This is a genomic window from Bacteroides sp. AM16-24, assembly GCF_003471885.1.
Taxonomy (GTDB): domain Bacteria; phylum Bacteroidota; class Bacteroidia; order Bacteroidales; family Bacteroidaceae; genus Bacteroides.
On record NZ_QRKI01000001.1, the window covers coordinates 1 to 20,190 of the forward strand.

Genomic DNA, 20,190 nt, shown 5'->3' on the forward strand with positions numbered 1-20,190 from the left:
GCGTCAAGTGGGAGAGTAGGTAGTTGCCGTTTTTTAGAGGAAAGCCTCCATATTGAGTGATATGGGGGCTTTTTGTATTTGTATAATTCTAATTTTTTGCTTATATTTGCGCCGCACTATTTATTATTAATGTTTAAAGCAAAATTAGAGATGAAGACAAAGTTATTTTTGGCAGCTGTTGCAGTTGCATTTTCTTTCGCCGTGACTTCTTGTGGTAACAAAAAGGCAGCTAATACTGAAGTAGAAGCTACTGAAGTTGAAGTTGTAGAAGAAGTACAGGCATGTGATTCAACAAAAGCTTGTTGCAAGGCAGATTCTGCTGCTTGCGATAGCACAAAAGCTTGCTGCAAAGAGAAAAAAGAATGTGATAAAGCTTGCGACAAGAAGTAATTCTTATCACATAGGATTATATAAAAAAGGGGCATACGTTTCAGTATGTCCCTTTTTTTGTTATACTTTATAGAGTTATTTGGTAGCAAACTTATAAAATGATGTTTTTTTAGAGAAAAAAGTAACGAATTTATTTGTGTGCTACGAAATTATCTATACCTTTGCACCGTCATAATAAAAATAAAAAGATAAAAATGATACAGAACTTTACATATATTCTACTGTGTGGTATTATTATTCTACTGGCAAGGTTTAGTGGAAGTGAGTGCTGTGCGTGAATATATGTAACGATTAGGATATTCGAAAGCCTTTCTCACTTCCAAGTGCGAAAGGCTTTTTTTTAATGGCAATAAATTATAAAAACTATAAGAAATGAGTGATAAGTTATTTATTTTCGACACAACGCTCCGCGATGGCGAGCAAGTCCCAGGATGCCAATTGAACACAGTGGAAAAGATTCAGGTAGCAAAGGCACTGGAACTGCTAGGCGTGGATGTAATTGAAGCCGGATTCCCGATTTCCAGTCCGGGAGATTTCAACTCTGTTATTGAAATATCCAAAGCGGTGACATGGCCTACTATTTGCGCATTGACCCGTGCAGTACAAAAAGATATAGATGTAGCTGCAGATGCTCTGAAGTTTGCTAAGCATAAACGTATTCATACCGGTATCGGCACATCGGATTCGCATATCAAGTATAAATTCAATTCCAATCGTGAGGAAATCATCGAGCGTGCAGTAGCTGCCGTGAAGTATGCTCGTCGTTACGTGGATGATGTGGAGTTCTATGCAGAAGATGCAGGTCGTACGGACAATGAATATTTGGCTCGTGTGGTGGAAGCTGTAATTAAGGCAGGTGCTACAGTAGTGAACATTCCGGATACGACCGGCTATTGTTTGCCGGACGAATATGGAGCGAAGATCAAATATTTGATGGAGCATGTGAGTGGTATTGAAAAAGCGATCCTTTCTACGCATTGTCATAATGACTTGGGAATGGCTACTGCAAATACGATGGCAGGCGTGCTGAATGGTGCGCGCCAGGTAGAGGTTACTATCAATGGTATCGGTGAACGCGCCGGTAATACTTCGCTTGAGGAAGTGGCTATGATCATCAAATGCCATAAGGATATCGATATTGAAACAAATATCAATACACAGAAGATTTATCCTACAAGCCGCATGGTTTCAAGCTTGATGAACATGCCAGTACAGCCTAACAAGGCTATCGTTGGTCGCAATGCCTTTGCACACTCATCGGGTATCCATCAGGATGGTGTGTTGAAGAATGTGCAGACTTACGAAATTATTGACCCGCACGACGTGGGTATCGACGATAATTCTATCGTATTGACTGCCCGTAGCGGACGTGCTGCTTTGAAGAATCGTTTGCAGGTATTAGGCGTGGATCTTGAACAGGAACAACTGGATAAGGTATATGAGGCTTTCCTGAAATTGGCGGATAAGAAGAAAGATATTAATGATGATGATATCTTGGTGCTTGCCGGTGCAGACCGTACTCAGAATCACCGCGTGAAATTGGAATATCTGCAAGTGACCAGTGGAGTAGGTGTGCGTTCGGTTGCCAGTCTGGGACTGAATATCTCCGGTGAGAAGTTTGAAGCCGCTGCCAGTGGAAACGGTCCGGTAGATGCAGCGATAAAGGCTTTGAAGAAGATTATCGACCGTCATATGACCCTGAAGGAATTTACGATCCAGGCTATCAGTAAAGGTAGTGACGATATGGGTAAGGTACACATGCAGGTGGAATATGACAATCATATCTATTATGGTTTCGGTGCGAATACGGATATTATTGCCGCATCGGTAGAAGCTTATATCGATTGTATCAATAAGTTCAAGTAGTTACGGGCTATAGGCTACGAGCTACGAGTAGGGATTATGTGTTTTAATAATTAATATTAGGAATAAAAGAACAGTTTACAAGTTATACCGGAGGGCTCTTGTAGCTCGTAGCTTGTAGCTAACAACTAAAAGATATGAATACATTATTTGATAAAATCTGGGATGCCCACGTGGTTCAGCAAGTGGAAGATGGTCCCACACAGTTATATATAGATCGCCTTTATTGCCATGAAGTAACCAGTCCGCAGGCCTTTGCGGGAATGCGCGCACGCGGTATCCAATGTTTCCGTCCGGAAAAGATTGTTTGTATGCCCGATCATAATACGCCGACCCACGATCAAGACAAGCCGATTGAAGATCCGATTTCTAAAACACAGGTGGATACACTGGCCAAGAATGCGGAAGATTTTGGATTGACACATTTCGGCATGTTGCATAAGAAAAATGGTATCATCCATGTGGTAGGTCCGGAAAGAGGTTTGACATTGCCGGGAATGACGATTGTATGTGGTGACTCGCATACTTCAACGCACGGTGCGATGGGAGCAGTAGCTTTTGGTATCGGTACAAGTGAGGTCGAAATGGTAATGGCTTCACAATGTATCTTGCAGACACGCCCCAAGACAATGCGTATCACAGTGGACGGAAAACTGGGTAAAGGTGTGACGGCAAAAGATATTGCTCTCTATATGATGTCCGAAATGACAACGAGCGGTGCAACTGGTTATTTTGTGGAATATGCCGGAGAAGCAGTTCGGAGTCTGACCATGGAAGGACGCTTGACGCTATGCAACCTGAGTATAGAAATGGGTGCACGTGGTGGTATGGTGGCACCGGATGAAGTGACATTCGAATATATCAAAGGCCGTGAATATGCTCCGGCAGGTGAGGAATGGGAGAAGGCATTGGCATACTGGAAGACGCTGAAGAGCGATGAGAATGCTACGTTTGATAAAGAGGTGCATTTTGATGCGGTAGATATCGAACCGATGATTACATACGGAACGAACCCGGGTATGGGTATGGGTATCACGCAGCACATTCCTACGATTGATGGAATGGGAGAGGCAGCAAAAACTTCATTCCTGAAATCAATGAATTATATGGGCTTCCAACCCGGTGAGGGAGTATTGGGCAAAAAAATAGATTATGTGTTTTTGGGTGCTTGTACGAATGGACGTATTGAAGATTTCCGTGCTTTCGCCTCGTTAGTGAAAGGCCGTAAGAAGGCGGAACATGTGGTTGCCTGGTTGGTGCCCGGTTCGTGGATGGTAGATGCACAGATTCGTGAAGAAGGTCTGGATAAGGTATTAGAGGAAGCAGGTTTTGCTATCCGCCAGCCGGGATGTTCGGCTTGTCTGGCAATGAATGATGATAAGGTGCCTGCCGGAATGTATGCGGTTTCTACAAGTAACCGTAACTTTGAAGGTCGGCAGGGACCGGGGTCACGCACATTGCTTGCCAGTCCGCTGGTGGCAGCTGCGGCAGCAGTGACAGGAGTGATTACGGACCCGAGAGAACTGATGTAATATCAGTTCTCCTGGCAGAAGTCATTAATAATAAGTATTTCAAAATCAAAGATAAGAAACAATGAAACAGAAATTCAATATCATCACCAGTACTTGTGTGCCTCTCCCGTTGGAGAATGTAGATACAGACCAGATCATTCCTGCACGTTTTCTGAAAGCTACGACTAAAGAAGGCTTCGGCGAGAATCTGTTCCGCGACTGGCGGTATGACAAGCAAGGAAACAAAATCGACTCTTTCGTTCTGAACGATCCGACCTATAGCGGACAGGTGCTTGTAGCCGGAAAGAACTTCGGCTCGGGCAGTAGCCGCGAGCATGCAGCATGGGCCATTGCAGATTATGGTTTCCGCGTGGTAGTCAGCAGTTTCTTTGCAGATATTCACAAGAATAATGAACTGAATAATTTCGTATTGCCTGTAGTGGTGAGCGAACCGTTCCTGAAAGAATTGTTTGATTCCATTGCCGCCGATCCGAAAACGGAGGTGGTGGTGAACTTGCCGGAACAGACAATCACCAACAAGGCAACAGGCAAAAGTGAGACTTTCGAAATCAATGCTTACAAGAAACATTGCCTGATGAATGGTCTGGATGACATCGATTTCCTGGTAGAGAATAAAGATAAAATAGAAGCTTGGGAAAATAAAAAATGAAGTATAAACAGCCCCAAATAGAAATCATGGACACCACGCTCCGCGACGGTGAGCAAACCAGCGGTGTGTCGTTCGTCCCCCATGAAAAGCTGATGATAGCCCGTCTGCTACTGGAAGAACTGAAGGTAGACAGGGTGGAAGTAGCTTCGGCACGGGTTTCGGACGGTGAGTTCGACGCAGTCAAGATGATATGTGACTGGGCGGCACGGCGTAATTTATTGCCCCGGGTGGAGGTGCTGGGTTTCGTAGATGGGCACACGTCGGTAGACTGGATACATGCTACCGGCTGCCGCGTCATTAATCTTCTGTGCAAAGGTTCGCTGAAGCATTGCACATGTCAGTTGAGAAAGACCCCTGAAGAACATATCGAGGATATTATTGGCGTAGTGAATTATGCCAATGAGCAGGATATGGAGGTGAACATCTATCTGGAAGACTGGAGCAACGGGATGAAAGAATCTCCGGAGTATGTCTTCCAGATGGTAGATGCGCTGATGCATACGAATATCAAACGGTATATGTTGCCTGATACACTGGGTGTGCTGAATCCGTTGCAGGTCATCGAGTATATGCGGAAGATGGTGAAGCGTTATCCGCATGCTCACTTCGATTTCCATCCGCATAATGACTACGACTTGGCAGTGAGCAATGTGCTGGCTGCCGTGCTGAGTGGTGCGAAGGGACTTCATACCACGATCAATGGTCTGGGCGAACGTGCCGGTAATGCACCGTTGTCCAGTGTGCAGGCTATTCTGAAAGATCATTTCAATGCTATCACTAACATTGATGAAGGTCGTCTGAATGAAGTCAGCCGGGTGGTTGAATCTTATTCCGGTATTGCCATACCCGCCAATAAACCGATTGTGGGTGAAAATGTGTTCACGCAGGTAGCGGGAGTACATGCAGATGGAGACAATAAGAGTAACCTTTATTGCAACGACCTGTTGCCCGAGCGTTTCGGGCGCAAGCGTGAATATGCACTGGGCAAGAACAGTGGTAAGGCGAACATCCGTAAGAATCTGGAAGACCTGGGACTGACGCTGGATGAGGATTCCATGCGTAAGGTGACGGAACGGATTATCGAGTTGGGTGACAAGAAAGAACTGGTTACCCAGGAAGATTTGCCTTATATCGTTTCGGATGTACTGAAGCACGGAGTAATGAATGAGAAAGTAAAATTGAAGACATACATCGTGAACCTTGCTTACGGTCTGAAGCCGATGGCTACGCTGAAGATTGAAATCAACGGGCAGGAATTTGAAGAAAGTTCCAGCGGTGACGGTCAGTATGATGCTTTTGTACGTGCTCTGCGTAAGATTTATAAGGTGACGTTGGGACGCAAATTCCCCATGCTGACGAACTATGCCGTAACCATCCCTCCCGGTGGGCGTACCGATGCTTTTGTGCAGACCGTGATTACCTGGAGCTATGACGGCACAGTGTTCCGTACACGCGGATTGGATGCTGACCAGACGGAGGCAGCGATTAAGGCGACGATGAAGATGCTGAATATCATTGAGGATGATTATGAACTTAAAAAATCAGAATGATGAGTTCTATTGAGGAAAAGAAAATAGAAGAATACCTAAAAAATAAAGAAAACAATGGATTTTAAAATTGCAGTATTAGCCGGTGACGGCATTGGCCCGGAGATTTCCACCGTAGGTGTGGACGTAATGACCGCCGTATGTGAGAAGTTCGGACATAAAGTAAACTACGAATATGCCATCTGCGGTGCAGATGCTATCGACAAAGTGGGCGATCCGTTCCCTGAAGCTACTTATGAAGTTTGTAAAAACGCAGATGCTGTTTTGTTTTCGGCTGTAGGTGACCCAAAATTCGACAATGATCCTACTGCCAAAGTACGCCCCGAACAGGGCCTGCTGGCTATGCGTAAGAAACTGGGATTGTTTGCCAATATCCGTCCGGTACAAACTTTCAAATGTCTGCTCCATAAATCACCGCTTCGTGCAGAACTGGTGGATGGCGCAGATTTTCTTTGTATCCGCGAACTGACCGGCGGGATGTATTTCGGTGAGAAGTATCAGGACAACGATAAAGCGTATGATACCAATATGTACACTCGTCCGGAGATTGAACGTATTCTGAAAGTTGGTTTTGAATATGCCATGAAACGCAATAAGCACCTCACAGTGGTAGATAAAGCCAATGTGCTCGCATCTTCACGCCTTTGGAGACAGATTGCCCAGGAGATGGCTCCGCAATATCCCGAAGTGACTACGGACTATATGTTTGTGGACAACGCTGCCATGAAGATGATTCAAGAACCTAAGTTTTTCGATGTGATGGTTACGGAAAATACATTCGGTGATATCCTTACGGATGAAGGTTCTGTGATTAGCGGCTCTATGGGATTGCTTCCTTCGGCTTCTACAGGCGAAAGCACTCCTGTATTCGAACCAATCCACGGTTCATGGCCACAGGCTAAAGGTTTGAACATCGCTAATCCGTTGGCGCAAATCCTTTCGGCTGCCATGTTATTCGAATATTTCAATTTGCTGGAAGAAGGCGCATTGATTCGCAAAGCCGTAGATGCTTCTTTGGATGCTAACGTCCGTACACCGGAAATTCAGGTAGAAGGTGGTGCGAAGTATGGTACCAAAGAAGTAGGAGCATGGGTGGTAGATTATATCAAACGTAGCTAATCTTTATTAAGGAAATAAAGGAACAACAAGATTTTTTCTACCTTTGTGAGGCTGTATCAGAGATTTTGATACAGCCTCTTAATTTTTATGATTATGGCAAAAATAGCAAAGAACCTGACGGAATTAATAGGGCATACGCCTTTAATGGAATTAGCGGAATACAGTCGTAAATATGGACTGAAACAGAATATTATCGCAAAGTTGGAAGCGTTCAATCCGGCTGGTAGTGTGAAGGATCGTGTGGCGCTTGCCATGATTGAAGATGCAGAAGCGAGCGGAGCACTGAAGCCCGGTGCGACGATTATAGAGCCTACCAGTGGAAATACCGGTGTGGGACTGGCGATGGTTGCTACAATCAAAGGGTATCACCTGATGCTCACAATGCCCGAAACCATGAGTATAGAGCGCCGTAATCTGCTGAAAGCACTGGGTGCTGAAATTGTGCTGACAGATGGATTGGCCGGTATGGCAGGATCCATTGCGAAAGCGCAGGAGTTAAGGGCATCTATTCCCGGTTCGGTCATTCTTCAACAATTTGAAAATCCTTCTAACGCACAGATTCATACGCTTACTACAGCTGAAGAAATCTGGACGGATACAGACGGAAAAGTGGATGTCTTTGTTGCCGGAGTGGGAACAGGCGGAACCATCTGCGGAGTGGCACGTGCCTTGAAAAAACATAATCCGGATGTGTATATTGTTGCTGTAGAACCGGAATCGTCTCCTGTTTTGGAAGGTGGAGTGGCAGGACCGCATCGTATTCAGGGAATCGGAGCCAATTTTGTTCCTGCTATTTATGATGCCTCTGTTGTAGATGAAGTGCTTCCTGTGCCCGATGATGAAGCAATTCGTGGCGGACGTGAGTTGGCGTCTACCGAAGGATTACTGGCGGGCATATCTTCAGGTGCGGCTGTATATGCAGCGCGTTTGCTGGTACAACGTCCGGAGTTTGCGGATAAGAAGATTGTAGTTCTTTTGCCTGATACGGGAGAGCGTTATCTGTCGACGGAACTGTTTGCATTCGATACTTATCCGCTGGATTAAGTACCAACTGTTTTTAGTATAAGTCACATCATTACAGTTCCCATTAAAGGAAACGGGCGTTCCCATGAGGGGAAACTGTAGTTCCCATTAGAGGAAACGAGCGTTCCCATGAGGAGAAACAACAGTTCCCATTAAGAGAAACGGCCGTTTATCTGTAAGTAACAAAATCTTTAATAGCATTATGAAAAAGTTTATTCTTTCTTTCCTTATATATATAATAGGTGTAACCTCTGTGTTTTCCCAAACTTATCAGGAACTGAGCGACCGTGCCATCGTCTGTACCGAACAAGACAGTCTGGCACAAGCGGAAAATTATATCCGTCAAGCCTTGAAACTGGAACCTGCTAATCCGCATAATGCTTTGTTGTTTTCTAATCTCGGTACTATCCAGCGGCGGCAACGGGATTATGATCAGGCTTTGGAATCATACACGTATGCTTTGAACATTGCTCCACGGGCTGTTCCCATTCTCTTGAATCGTGCAGCGCTGAATCTTGAAATGGGGCGGAATGAGCAGGCACGTGTGGATTATTCTTTAGTGCTGGATTTGGAAAAGGATAATCGGGAAGCACTTCTGATGCGTGCTTATATTTATGTGACCCAGCGTGATCTCAAGTTTGCCCGGGCGGATTATGAAAGATTACTGAAGCTCGATCCTCAGAATTATAACGCCCGTTTAGGACTCGCTACCTTGGAGCAAAAAGATGGAAACTTACAAAAAGCTCTGGAGATATTGAATAAGATGCTGGTAGAAGATCCGCAAGATGCAGCCTTATACGTAGCACGTGCGGGAATAGAACAGGATATGCAGCATGTAGATCTGGCAATGATTGATCTGGAAGAAGCTCTGAAACTGAATCCTTCGCAGACGGAAGCCTACCTGATGCGCGGACAAATCTATCTGTCCCAGAAGAAGAAAAAACTGGCAAAGCAGGATTTTGAGAAAGCAATGTCTCTTGGAGTGCCGCAGGCGGATCTTAGGGGATTGTTACAGCAATGCAAGTAAAAGTGTGCCAAAACAGAATAAAAGAATACAAATTGCACAAATAATAAATCAGATAAACTCTGATTATCAGAAGTATAAAGAAACATTATTTGCGTAATTTGTGTTCTAATCTTTATTTTGACCCATCTTCATTAAACGTATTTCCTGATTAATTCGACGAAATCCTTTCCGTATTTCTTTTTTTTATATTCGCCGATGCCGCTGATATTACCGAATGCTTCCATTGTAGTAGGGCGGGCTGTACTGAGTAAATGCAATACCTTATCGGACAGTACAATATAAGCCGGTAGTGCTTCTTGGTCTGCGAGCCGTTTCCGCAACGCGCGTAAGGCTTCGAAAAGTTCTTCACTTTCTGTGTTCGGTAACCCCAATGGCAATTCTCTGACTGGAATAGTCGGTTTCTTCTTTCGTCCTTTGGCGGGTGCGGACTCTTCACGCCGGATTACTGCCAATCGTGCTTGTGACCGTCCAAAGAGAACGTCGCTACCACTGTTCGTTATTTTCAGATGATTGTTCTCATTGTACGCTATTTCAAAATACCCCAGTTGTAGCATTTGCAACAAATAGTCTTGCCAATCACGGGCAGGAACTTCACGTCCGGCACCGAAAGTTTTCAGTTGCTGATATCCTTTCTCCGATACATCCGGTGTGTTATTTCCGCGCAAGATATCTACAAGAATACTCGTGCCGATCTGCTGTTCCGTACGGACGATAGCGCTTAAAGCTTTTTGTACAATAACAGTTCCGTCGAAACGCTGGGGAGGATTTTTGCAGACATCGCAGTTTCCGCAATCCTCTGTTGTAGCTTCTCCGAAATAACTCAACAGGATGCGACGCCGGCAAACATCAGCTTCAGCATACTGTTGCATACGTTGTAGCTTCTCCAGATTGATGCCTTGCTGACCGCTTTCCGTCGCAAACTTGGTTAATAGAATAAGGTCGGCCAGAGAATAAAACAAGAGGGTGTCGCTTGGTAGTCCATCCCGTCCTGCACGCCCAATCTCCTGGTAAAAACTTTCTATACTTTTAGGAAGATTGTAATGGATAACCCAGCGCACGTTACTTTTGTCGATTCCCATACCGAAAGCAATCGTGGCACAAACTATTTGTACACGGTCGTTGATGAAATCGTCCTGTGCTTCATCTCTCCGTACGGAGGATAATCCGGCATGATAGACTGCCACACGTAACCCTTGCTTTTGCAGCATCTGTGCCACTGTCTCCGTTTTACTGCGACTCATACAATAGATGATACCGCTTTCACCACGATGGCGACCTATGAAATCCAGGATAGCTTTGCTTTTTTCTTTTTGTTGGTATCCCCGTTTTACGGTAAGGCTCAGGTTGGGACGGTCGAAAGAAGAGATAAAAACCTTCGGCTGGTTGAGGTGTAACTGCCGTACAATATCCTCACGTGTAATTTTATCTGCTGTAGCTGTAAGAGCTATGACCGGAATATTGGGAAACATCTCGCGTATGAATCCCATTTGTGCATATTCCGGACGAAAATCATGTCCCCATTGTGAAATGCAATGTGCTTCATCGATGGCAAATAATGAGATATGCATATCTCTTAAAAGATAGTTGGCTTCGGCTATTAATTTCTCAGGCGAAATGTAGAGTAATTTCAGGCTCCCTTCCATACAGGCACGACGTAGAACGGCATTTTCAGTCTCGTCATTACTGCTGTTCAGAGCACCCGCGGCGACACCGTTGGCACAAAGTGATTCCACCTGATCTTTCATCAGGGAAATCAAAGGGGAAACTACTACGGCAGTTCCTTCGCATAACAGGGCCGGAAGCTGGTAACAAATGGACTTTCCACCTCCAGTAGGCATCAATACCAGTGAATCTCTTCCATCCAGTACTGTGCGGATAATCTCTTCCTGTAAAGGTCGGAAACTATCGTAACCAAAATATCGTTTAAGCGTTTGTATCATTTTAGCTGATAAAGTTTTATCCTGCAAAGGTACATTAATTATTGTATATAAAACAAGCTGATAAACGTATTCATTTTATATCATAAGTCCTTTTGTAAAGGTTAAAGTTTCTTATTAAATCGGCTCAAATACTACTTTTCAACCTTTTTCGTTGTTTATAGGTCAAAAATATGTACGATAAAAGTTGCGTATTAGAAAAAAATGTCAGACTTTTGTAAAGTCTAAAGGAAAATCCTTCGGGCTTTCATGTTTTAACAAACCCTAACCAGTTAATTCAAATGAGTGATTTAGAAAACAAGAATCAGGAAGCGGCTACTAAGAAGCGCCCTTATAACCTGAGAGAGAAAAAAGAGAAGAATGCTGCTTACCGCTCGTTGATTCGTCCGGAATTGGCAGATGAGTTGTATGACAAGATATTGAATATCGTAGTTGTGCAGAAGAAGTACAAAGATCCCGATTACTCGGCTAAAGATTTGGCGAAAGAGTTGAAAACCAACACTCGCTATTTGTCCGCTGTAGTAAATTCTCGTTTTGGTATGAACTATTCATGCCTGTTGAATGAGTACAGAGTAAAAGATGCAAAACATTTATTGACGGATAAGAGATATGCCGACAAGAATGTAGAAGAAATCAGCACGATGGTAGGTTTTGCCAACCGTCAGTCTTTTTACGCTGCATTTTATAAAAATGTAGGTGAAACTCCTAATGGATATCGTAAAAAACACGCAGATAAAAAACAGTAATTCTGCGTAGAACAATGTATAAAAAGGAAATATTCCGGAGCAACTGTTTCGGAATACTTCCTTTTCGTCTTTTCTAAATACCAACTCACATATCTCCCGACACATGAAGAAACAACTAATAGCATGTGCCGCTTTTGCATTGCTGACAGCTTGTAGCGGCTCAAAAACAACAACTGCCGAGGCAGATAAATTTGATTATACAGTGGAACAATTTGCAGACTTACAAATATTACGTTACCGGGTTCCCGGTTTCGAGAACTTGTCGCTCCAACAGAAAGAGCTGGTGTATTACCTTACGGAAGCTGCTTTGCAGGGCCGTGATATTCTCTTCGATCAGAATGGAAAATATAACTTGCGCATTCGTAGGACGTTAGAAGCAGTTTATACAGGATATAAAGGAGACAAAAATACGCCTGATTTTAAGGCGATGGAAGTGTACCTTAAACGTGTGTGGTTCTCTAATGGCATTCACCACCATTATGGCTCTGAGAAGTTCGTGCCTGGTTTTGCACCCGAATTTTTCAAAGAGGCTGTGCTGAGTGTAGATGCCTCTACATTGCCGCTGGCTGAAGGACAAACCGCAGAACAATTATGCGATGAGCTGTCTCCGGTTATTTTCGATCCGACTGTAATGCCGAAGCGCGTGAACCAGGCGGCAGGAGAGGACTTAGTGTTGACTTCTGCTTGCAATTATTATGACGGTGTGACGCAGAAAGAAGCTGAAGACTTCTATAATGCAATGAAAGACCCGAAAGATGAAACGCCTGTTTCTTACGGTTTGAATAGTCGTTTGGTGAAGGAAAACGGCAAGATTCAGGAAAAGGTCTGGAAAGTGGGTGGTCTGTACGGACAGGCTATCGATAAGATCGTATACTGGCTGAAGAAAGCAGAAGGCGTAGCTGAAAACCCAGAACAGAAGGCTGTGATTGCCGAACTGATAAAGTTTTATGAGACCGGTGATCTGAAGACTTTTGATGAATATGCTATCCTTTGGGTGAAAGATTTGAATTCCCTTGTGGACTTTGTAAATGGATTTACTGAAAGCTATGGTGATCCGTTGGGTATGAAGGCAAGCTGGGAATCATTGGTGAACTTTAAGGATATGGAAGCTACGCATCGTACTGAGATTATCAGTGGCAATGCGCAATGGTTTGAAGATCACTCTCCGGTAGATAAACTATTCAAGAAAGATGAAGTGAAAGGTGTTTCCGCCAAGGTGATTACTGCTGCGATTTTGGCCGGTGACCTTTATCCTGCAACGGCTATCGGTATCAATCTGCCTAACTCCAACTGGATACGTAGCCATCATGGTTCTAAATCCGTGACTATCGGTAATATTACGGATGCATATAATAAGGCGGCTCATGGCAACGGATTCAATGAAGAGTTTGTATATAGTGATGCCGAATTGCAGTTGATAGATAAATATGCCGATCTGACCGGTGAACTTCATACGGACTTGCATGAATGTCTGGGACATGGTTCCGGAAAGTTGCTTCCGGGAGTTGATCCGGATGCTTTGAAAGCCTATGGCTCTACGATCGAGGAAGCGCGTGCGGACTTATTCGGTTTGTATTATGTAGCTGATCCTAAGTTGGTAGAATTGGGACTGACACCCAATGAAGATGCTTACAAAGCAGAATATTATACTTATCTGATGAACGGCCTGATGACACAGCTGGTTCGCATTGAACCGGGTAATAATGTGGAAGAAGCCCACATGCGTAATCGTCAGCTCATTGCCCGCTGGGTATTTGAGAAAGGTGCGGCGGATAAAGTAGTAGAACTGGTGAAGAAAGATGGTAAGACTTATGTGGTGGTGAACGATTACGAAAAACTGCGTGAACTCTTCGGTGAATTACTGTCCGAGATCCAACGTATCAAATCAACAGGCGACTATCAAGGTGCGCATGATTTGGTAGAAAACTATGCAGTGAAGGTAGATCCGGCTTTGCATGCCGAAGTTCTGGAACGTTATAAGAAACTGAATCTGGCTCCGTACAAGGGATTTGTAAATCCGAAATATGAAGCAGTGGTAGATGCAGCCGGTAAGATAACCGACGTAAAGGTGACTTATGACGAAGGTTATGCGGAACAAATGTTGCGTTACAGTAAGGATTATTCTAATCTGCCTTCTATTAATAATTAACTATAAATCATTGTTTTGTGGATCTACATGAACAACTGAAAGAAATAAAGACACAGCTCCGCCTCTCTATGAACGGGGCTGTGTCTCAAAGTATGCGTGAAAAGGGGCTGGTCTATAAATTGAATTTCGGTGTAGAACTTCCCCGTATCAAGGCAATTGCCGAAGGGTATGAAAAAGATCACTCATTGGCGCAAGCTTTGTGGAAAGAGGATATCCGTGAATGTAAGATTCTGGCAGGGTTATTGCAGCCGGTAGACAGCTTCTTTCCGGAGATTGCTGATATCTGGGTGGAAAGCATTCAGAATATTGAAATAGCGGAACTTACTTCCATGAATCTGTTCCAGCATCTTCCTTATGCTCCTGCGAAGTCTTTCCAATGGATTGCCGATGAGCGGGAGTATATACAGACATGCGGTTTCCTCACCATTGCCCGCCTGCTGATGAAGAAAGGTGATATGAATGAACGCACTGCGAACGAATTTCTCGACCAGGCAGTTTGTGCTTTCATTTCCGGTTCCTACCACGTGCGCAATGCAGCTATGGCGGCCATTCGCCGTTTCATGCAGCATAGTGAAGAACATGCTTTCCAAGTATGTCGCCGGGTGGAAGAGATGGAACATTCCGAATCGGAAGCCGAACAGTTGCTATATAATCTTGTAAAAGAAGAAGTAGAATAAAGTGATAGGGTGATTACTCTATCACTCTTTTTTTGTTTTTTTTCCTCTTTCTCATTTGCTTTCCGCAAAAAAGGCTTAACTTTGTTGGCTGTAAAAAACTGTGCCGCCAAAATGGAAAGTCAGAATGTGAAAGATACGGTAAAGCAGATATTCACTGAATATCTCAACGCGAACGGGCATCGCAAGACTCCCGAGCGCTATGCCATACTCGATACTATCTATTCCATTGATGGTCATTTTGACATCGATACACTTTATTCGCTGATGGCTGACCAGGAAAATTTCCGTGTAAGCCGCGCGACTCTTTACAATACTATTATCCTTCTCATCAATGCACGACTGGTAATCAAACATCAGTTCGGAAACTCCTCCCAATACGAAAAGAGCTATAACCGTGATACGCATCACCATCAGATCTGCACGCAGTGTGGTAAAGTAACTGAGTTTCAGAACGAAGAATTACAGCAGGCGATTGGGAATACTAAATTGAGTCGGTTCAGTCTGTCGCATTATTCGCTTTATCTGTATGGATTGTGCAGTAAGTGCGACCGAGCTAACAAACGTAAGAAGAAAAGTAATAACCATAAGAAAGAAAAATGAAAGTAGATGTTCTATTAGGATTACAATGGGGCGACGAAGGCAAAGGCAAAGTCGTTGACGTATTAACTCCGAGATACGATGTCGTGGCTCGCTTCCAAGGCGGACCGAATGCCGGACATACACTCGAATTCGAAGGGCAGAAGTATGTGCTCCGTTCTATTCCCTCGGGAATTTTCCAAGGTGACAAGGTGAATATCATTGGTAATGGCGTAGTGCTTGATCCGGCTCTCTTTAAGGCAGAGGCTGAAGCATTGGAAGCATCCGGTCATAACCTGAAAGCGCGCTTGCATATCTCTAAGAAAGCGCATCTCATCTTGCCGACCCACCGGATATTGGACGCCGCTTACGAAGCTGCGAAAGGTGATGCTAAAGTAGGCACGACGGGTAAAGGTATCGGTCCGACTTATACCGATAAGATTAGCCGTAACGGTCTGCGTGTAGGTGATATCCTGCATAACTTCGAACAGAAATATGCTGAAGCCAAAGCTCGTCATGAGCAAATTCTGAAAGGTTTGAATTATGAGTATGACCTGACAGAGATTGAAAAGGCCTGGATGGAAGGTATTGAGTTCCTGAAGCAATTCCCGTTGGTAGACAGCGAGCATGAGATCAATAACCTGCTGAACGATAATAAGTCAGTACTTTGTGAAGGTGCTCAAGGTACGATGTTGGATATCGACTTTGGTTCTTATCCGTTCGTTACTTCTTCCAATACTATTTGTGCAGGTGCATGTACCGGTTTGGGTGTGGCTCCAAATAAGATTGGTGAAGTTTATGGTATCTTCAAAGCATATTGTACACGTGTAGGTGCAGGTCCGTTCCCGACGGAACTGTTTGATAAGACAGGTGACCAGATTTGTACACTGGGACATGAGTTCGGTTCGGTAACAGGTCGTAAACGTCGTTGCGGTTGGATTGACTTGGTGGCGTTAAAGTATGCCATTATGGTAGACGGTGTTACCAAATTGATCATGATGAAGAGCGATGTACTCGATTCATTCGAAACAATCAAAGCCTGTGTAGCTTATAAAGTAAACGGTGAAGAAATCGATTATTTCCCGTATGACATCAGCGAAGGTCTGGAGCCGGTTTATGTTGAGTTACCCGGTTGGGAGACTGATATGACGAGAATGCAGAGCGAAGACGAATTCCCTGAAGAATTTAATGCTTACCTGACATTCCTGGAAGAACAGCTTGGTGTGCCCATTAAGATCGTTTCCGTAGGTCCTGACCGTGGACAGACGATTGAACGTTATACAGAAGAGTAAGTCTAATTATATTATAATGAGATTACATCAGTATATGTGCTGATGTAATCTCATTTTTTTATTAACCCATCCGCATACTTATGATGAAAACACAACTTCTTTTATTCCTTTTGTTTGCAGCATCCTTTTTACCTGCAAAGGCGCAGACTTATCAACCGTCTGCCGAGAACCTGAAAGCCCGTCAGGAGTTTCAAGACAATAAGTTTGGAATATTTCTACACTGGGGGCTATACTGTATGTTGGCTACCGGTGAATGGACAATGACCAATAAAGATTTGAATTATAAAGAATATGCCAAACTAGCCGGAGGTTTCTATCCCTCCAAGTTTAGTGCGGCTGAATGGGTAAGTGCTATTAAGGCATCCGGAGCCAAGTATATCTGCTTTACAAGTCGTCATCATGAGGGCTTTTCTATGTTCCATACTAAATATTCTGATTATAATATTGTGGATGCCACTCCTTTCAAACGGGATATTGTGAAAGAACTGGCAGATGAATGTCATAAGCAGGGGGTTCGGTTACATTTTTATTATTCCCATATCGACTGGTATCGTGAAGATGCACCGTGGGGACGCACAGGGCGTGGAACCGGACGCCCTAATCCGAAGGGAGACTGGAAAAGCTATTATACTTTTATGAACAACCAGTTGACGGAGTTGCTGACGAACTATGGTCCGATAGGTGCTATCTGGTTCGATGGCTGGTGGGATCAGGATGCTAATCCTGATTTCGACTGGCAGTTACCGGAACAGTATGCGTTGATACATGGCCTGCAACCTGCTTGCTTGGTGGGTAACAATCATCACCAGATGCCTTTCCCTGGAGAGGATATACAGATTTTCGAGCGTGATCTGCCGGGCGAGAACAGTGCAGGGCTTTCCGGACAAGATGTCAGTCGACTGCCTTTGGAAACTTGTGAAACCATGAATGGAATGTGGGGATATAAAATAACCGACCAAGAGTATAAGTCAACGAAAACTTTGATCCATTATCTGGTGAAGGCTGCCGGAAAGAATGCGAACTTGTTGATGAATATAGGCCCTCAGCCCGACGGATGTCTACCGGAAGTGGCAGTTCAGCGGTTGAAAGAAGTAGGAGAGTGGATGAAAGTTTACGGTGAAACGATTTACGGCACGCGTGGTGGTATGGTTGCTCCGCATGACTGGGGTGTGACAACGCAAAAGGGAAACCGGCTCTTTGTTCATATTCTGAACTTGACGGATAATGCACTGTATCTTCCATTGGATGGAAAAATGGTGAAGAAAGGCTTTCTGTTTAAAGATCAATCTCCGGTACGGATCACTCGTGCCGGACAGGGAGTGGTGTTGCAGTTACCGGAAGTTCCTTCAGATACGGATTACGTGATAGAGTTACAACTTGTTGGGCAGTAGTGGGTTTTCGCTAATTCTTCCTAAAAGATAAGGGAAACTGTAGTAAAGCTCACGGTTTCCCTTTATTTTTGGCAAACAATTTGTATTATATATAACAAACGACACATTTTTAATTACTAAAAACAGAAAAAAATTATGGAAGGAATGATAGGAATACAATGGATTATCTTTATTGGTATAGCTGTAGTCAGCTGGCTGGTGCAAATGAACTTGCAGAACAAGTTCAAGAAGTACTCCAAAATCCCTACCGGTAATGGAATGACGGGCCGTGATGTTGCCCTTCAGATGCTACATGACAATGGAATTTATGATGTTCAGGTGACACATACGCCGGGACAACTGACAGACCACTATAATCCTGCCAATAAGACAGTAAACCTGAGTGAAGGTGTATATGAAAGTAATAGTATCATGGCTGCTGCCGTTGCTGCTCACGAGTGCGGTCACGCAGTACAGCACGCACGGGCTTATGCTCCGCTGACTATGCGTAGCAAGCTTGTACCGGTGGTATCGTTTGCTTCACAGTGGATGACCTGGTTGCTGCTGGGTGGTATCTTGCTGCTGAATACATTCCCGCAATTGTTGCTGGCAGGTATTATTTTGTTTGCTATGACAACGCTGTTCAGTTTCATCACTTTGCCGGTGGAAATAGATGCAAGTAAGCGTGCATTGGTATGGTTGAGTCGTTCGGGCATTACGAACTCTTACAATCATAAACAGGCTGAAGATGCACTTCGTTCTGCTGCTTATACCTATGTAGTGGCTGCATTGGGCTCATTGGCAACGCTGATTTATTATATTATGATATTTATGGGTCGCAGAGACTAATCTTGTCCAATATATAAAACGATAAAAACAGACCATCTATTCACTGCGAATAGGTGGTCTGTTTGCTTAAGATAGATGGTCTGTTTTTATTTCTGATATGGTGATTGCCAGAACCAGTCGGCATCATAAGTGATGTAGGAACCTTTTTCCATGTCATTATAATAACCAGTCGGCATAAGGGCAACATAGTCTGCAGGGTTATACTTTTTGTCTTCTGTACCGAATTCGCTACGGAATGTACAGTTAATATAATACAAATTCTTAGCCATGTAGGAGTCCAGATACTCTTCTTTAGTGGTTTTTTGTTTATTATTCCAGTTGGCTTCTTTATTCAATACCAGTGGCAGACCTGTACGCATTCGTTCGCGTACTTCCGGTATGCTGAGCATGGTACCATTTTCGTCCATGACCCAAGCATTTTGTGTAGGGTCTACCCATACCCATTTATCCAGAGTTTTAGAATAAACAGCATTAATAACGTGACAATCACTGATGTATTTTTTAGGCATACAGGTTATAAAACGTGATTTGAAACCCATTGCGAGGTAACATTCATTCAATACAGTGGTCAGTCCACGGCAGTTCAAACCACGGGAACCGTCTTTACAGGCTTCCGCCAAGGCAATGGAATTTAGATGCTCAGGATTGTTATGTTGTCCGTCATGTTTGATTTTATTGTGTATAAAGGTCAGTATGTTCTTTATCTTCGAGAACTCATCCCCTGTGCCAGCTACGCTATCTAATTTAAAATATTCCTTCACACCTATCAGATTACTATCGCTCGGCTCCATATATGTGAAATGGGGAGGAGTACTGGTATACTCGGCTGCTTTTTGCAGAATATAAAGATAATCTCCTTCTTCTCTGATTTTAGCCAGTGTCTCCTGGAATTTCTTTTCGTTGCGTATGTTATCCAAATCTGTATCTTTCTGTATATGAGTGTAATTGATATATCCATTCTGAAAAGCCAGATCAAAATGTTTCAAAGCATCTTCTGTCTTTTTTTGTAGAGATTGGTAACAGGCAATATCATAATAATAGTATCCATAGTTTAATTCTATACCTTTTTGTACTGCTTCCGGAAGTTTCTTGTAATTGTCGATGATATCCCAGTTGCACTGTTCTACTTTTGCATAATCTTTCTTATCTAAAGCTTGTTTTTTCTCTTGCCTCAATGAGTTGAGTGTCTTGTAAAACTCGTCTTTCATTTTAGACTCTTCCGGGTTTTGTGCCCAGCTGATAGTAGAACAACATAGGAACACTGCGAATAATAAACTGATTTGTTTTTTCATAATATTCTTCTTTTAATGTTTTTGGTAACACAATAGCAAATGATATGCCGAAAGGATAAGGTGTTGATATCTAATTGAATGTATGTATTGGGCATTGTTCGAAAGCGGACATGTTCTCCATATACGAACACATGGCTATGTACATATTCATT

Annotated in this window: 17 protein-coding genes; 15 read left to right on the top strand and 2 right to left on the bottom strand. The window is 43.6% G+C overall.

Annotated elements, in window-relative coordinates; genetic code table 11:
• Nucleotides 1-150 precede the first annotated feature (150 nt).
• From DW182_RS00005 to DW182_RS00040, 8 genes are all read left to right on the top strand, one after another.
• Nucleotides 151-390 (top strand): hypothetical protein, encoded by a 240-nt coding sequence (locus DW182_RS00005; protein WP_022208084.1) that lies wholly within the window; start codon nucleotides 151-153, stop codon nucleotides 388-390.
• Between the two features lie 372 nt (nucleotides 391-762).
• Nucleotides 763-2,256, top strand: coding sequence for a 2-isopropylmalate synthase (locus tag DW182_RS00010; protein ID WP_118294264.1), 1,494 nt, complete (start codon nucleotides 763-765; stop codon nucleotides 2,254-2,256).
• 134 nt (nucleotides 2,257-2,390) lie between these two features.
• Nucleotides 2,391-3,785: a 3-isopropylmalate dehydratase large subunit gene (gene leuC / locus DW182_RS00015; RefSeq protein WP_118294265.1), complete on the top strand. Its 1,395-nt coding sequence runs from the start codon at nucleotides 2,391-2,393 to the stop codon at nucleotides 3,783-3,785.
• Between the two features lie 61 nt (nucleotides 3,786-3,846).
• On the top strand, nucleotides 3,847-4,434 hold the full coding sequence (leuD, locus tag DW182_RS00020) for a 3-isopropylmalate dehydratase small subunit (protein WP_007217260.1): 588 nt from the start codon (nucleotides 3,847-3,849) through the stop codon (nucleotides 4,432-4,434).
• Nucleotides 4,431-5,984, top strand: a complete 1,554-nt coding sequence (locus DW182_RS00025; RefSeq protein WP_118294266.1) for an alpha-isopropylmalate synthase regulatory domain-containing protein — start codon at nucleotides 4,431-4,433, stop codon at nucleotides 5,982-5,984. Before leuD ends, DW182_RS00025 begins: the two co-directional genes overlap by 4 nt.
• Nucleotides 5,985-6,038: 54 nt before the next feature.
• Nucleotides 6,039-7,100 (top strand): 3-isopropylmalate dehydrogenase, encoded by a 1,062-nt coding sequence (gene leuB, locus DW182_RS00030; RefSeq protein WP_007214989.1) that lies wholly within the window; start codon nucleotides 6,039-6,041, stop codon nucleotides 7,098-7,100.
• Between the two features lie 93 nt (nucleotides 7,101-7,193).
• Nucleotides 7,194-8,144 (top strand): cysteine synthase A, encoded by a 951-nt coding sequence (gene cysK, locus DW182_RS00035; protein ID WP_118216512.1) that lies wholly within the window; start codon nucleotides 7,194-7,196, stop codon nucleotides 8,142-8,144.
• Nucleotides 8,145-8,325: 181 nt separating this feature from the next.
• Entirely contained in the window at nucleotides 8,326-9,150 is an 825-nt protein-coding gene (locus tag DW182_RS00040) for a lipopolysaccharide assembly protein LapB (protein ID WP_118216415.1), read from the top strand.
• A 131-nt stretch (nucleotides 9,151-9,281) separates the two neighbouring features.
• Here DW182_RS00040 and recQ read toward each other — a convergent pair whose 3' ends face one another.
• Nucleotides 9,282-11,090, bottom strand: coding sequence for a DNA helicase RecQ (gene recQ / locus DW182_RS00045; RefSeq protein ID WP_007664504.1), 1,809 nt, complete (start codon nucleotides 11,088-11,090; stop codon nucleotides 9,282-9,284).
• Nucleotides 11,091-11,368: 278 nt separating this feature from the next.
• Between recQ and DW182_RS00050 the strand changes: the two genes are divergently transcribed.
• From DW182_RS00050 to DW182_RS00080, 7 genes are all read left to right on the top strand, one after another.
• Entirely contained in the window at nucleotides 11,369-11,833 is a 465-nt protein-coding gene (locus tag DW182_RS00050) for an AraC family transcriptional regulator (protein ID WP_007214984.1), read from the top strand.
• Nucleotides 11,834-11,936: 103 nt separating this feature from the next.
• A complete protein-coding gene (locus DW182_RS00055; RefSeq protein ID WP_118294267.1) occupies nucleotides 11,937-13,982 on the top strand; it encodes a dihydrofolate reductase in 2,046 nt (681 codons plus the stop codon).
• Between the two features lie 17 nt (nucleotides 13,983-13,999).
• Nucleotides 14,000-14,659: a DNA alkylation repair protein gene (locus DW182_RS00060; protein ID WP_118294268.1), complete on the top strand. Its 660-nt coding sequence runs from the start codon at nucleotides 14,000-14,002 to the stop codon at nucleotides 14,657-14,659.
• A gap of 111 nt (nucleotides 14,660-14,770) precedes the next feature.
• Nucleotides 14,771-15,259 (top strand): Fur family transcriptional regulator, encoded by a 489-nt coding sequence (locus DW182_RS00065; RefSeq protein WP_022393539.1) that lies wholly within the window; start codon nucleotides 14,771-14,773, stop codon nucleotides 15,257-15,259.
• Nucleotides 15,256-16,527, top strand: coding sequence for an adenylosuccinate synthase (locus tag DW182_RS00070; RefSeq protein ID WP_044532015.1), 1,272 nt, complete (start codon nucleotides 15,256-15,258; stop codon nucleotides 16,525-16,527). The genes DW182_RS00065 and DW182_RS00070 overlap by 4 nt, the downstream gene beginning before the upstream one ends.
• Nucleotides 16,528-16,610: 83 nt before the next feature.
• A complete protein-coding gene (locus tag DW182_RS00075; protein WP_044155292.1) occupies nucleotides 16,611-17,918 on the top strand; it encodes an alpha-L-fucosidase in 1,308 nt (435 codons plus the stop codon).
• 135 nt (nucleotides 17,919-18,053) lie between these two features.
• Complete coding sequence (locus DW182_RS00080; RefSeq protein ID WP_009132767.1) at nucleotides 18,054-18,746, top strand: zinc metallopeptidase; 693 nt, start codon at nucleotides 18,054-18,056, stop codon at nucleotides 18,744-18,746.
• A gap of 86 nt (nucleotides 18,747-18,832) precedes the next feature.
• On the opposite strand, the gene DW182_RS00085 is transcribed toward DW182_RS00080, so the two are convergent.
• Complete coding sequence (locus DW182_RS00085; RefSeq protein WP_118294269.1) at nucleotides 18,833-20,038, bottom strand: transglutaminase domain-containing protein; 1,206 nt, start codon at nucleotides 20,036-20,038, stop codon at nucleotides 18,833-18,835.
• Between the last annotated feature and the right edge of the window lie 152 nt (nucleotides 20,039-20,190).

Bases quoted from the DNA above. Each gene is read 5' to 3' on its own strand.
- DW182_RS00005 (WP_022208084.1), top strand. From the start codon at position 151: ATGAAGACAAAGTTATTTTTGGCAGCTGTTGCAGTTGCATTTTCTTTC.
- DW182_RS00010 (WP_118294264.1), top strand. From the start codon at position 763: ATGAGTGATAAGTTATTTATTTTCGACACAACGCTCCGCGATGGCGAG.
- leuC (WP_118294265.1), top strand. From the start codon at position 2,391: ATGAATACATTATTTGATAAAATCTGGGATGCCCACGTGGTTCAGCAA.
- leuD (WP_007217260.1), top strand. From the start codon at position 3,847: ATGAAACAGAAATTCAATATCATCACCAGTACTTGTGTGCCTCTCCCG.
- DW182_RS00025 (WP_118294266.1), top strand. From the start codon at position 4,431: ATGAAGTATAAACAGCCCCAAATAGAAATCATGGACACCACGCTCCGC.
- leuB (WP_007214989.1), top strand. From the start codon at position 6,039: ATGGATTTTAAAATTGCAGTATTAGCCGGTGACGGCATTGGCCCGGAG.
- cysK (WP_118216512.1), top strand. From the start codon at position 7,194: ATGGCAAAAATAGCAAAGAACCTGACGGAATTAATAGGGCATACGCCT.
- DW182_RS00040 (WP_118216415.1), top strand. From the start codon at position 8,326: ATGAAAAAGTTTATTCTTTCTTTCCTTATATATATAATAGGTGTAACC.
- recQ (WP_007664504.1), bottom strand. From the start codon at position 11,090: ATGATACAAACGCTTAAACGATATTTTGGTTACGATAGTTTCCGACCT.
- DW182_RS00050 (WP_007214984.1), top strand. From the start codon at position 11,369: ATGAGTGATTTAGAAAACAAGAATCAGGAAGCGGCTACTAAGAAGCGC.
- DW182_RS00055 (WP_118294267.1), top strand. From the start codon at position 11,937: ATGAAGAAACAACTAATAGCATGTGCCGCTTTTGCATTGCTGACAGCT.
- DW182_RS00065 (WP_022393539.1), top strand. From the start codon at position 14,771: ATGGAAAGTCAGAATGTGAAAGATACGGTAAAGCAGATATTCACTGAA.
- DW182_RS00070 (WP_044532015.1), top strand. From the start codon at position 15,256: ATGAAAGTAGATGTTCTATTAGGATTACAATGGGGCGACGAAGGCAAA.
- DW182_RS00075 (WP_044155292.1), top strand. From the start codon at position 16,611: ATGAAAACACAACTTCTTTTATTCCTTTTGTTTGCAGCATCCTTTTTA.
- DW182_RS00080 (WP_009132767.1), top strand. From the start codon at position 18,054: ATGGAAGGAATGATAGGAATACAATGGATTATCTTTATTGGTATAGCT.
- DW182_RS00085 (WP_118294269.1), bottom strand. From the start codon at position 20,038: ATGAAAAAACAAATCAGTTTATTATTCGCAGTGTTCCTATGTTGTTCT.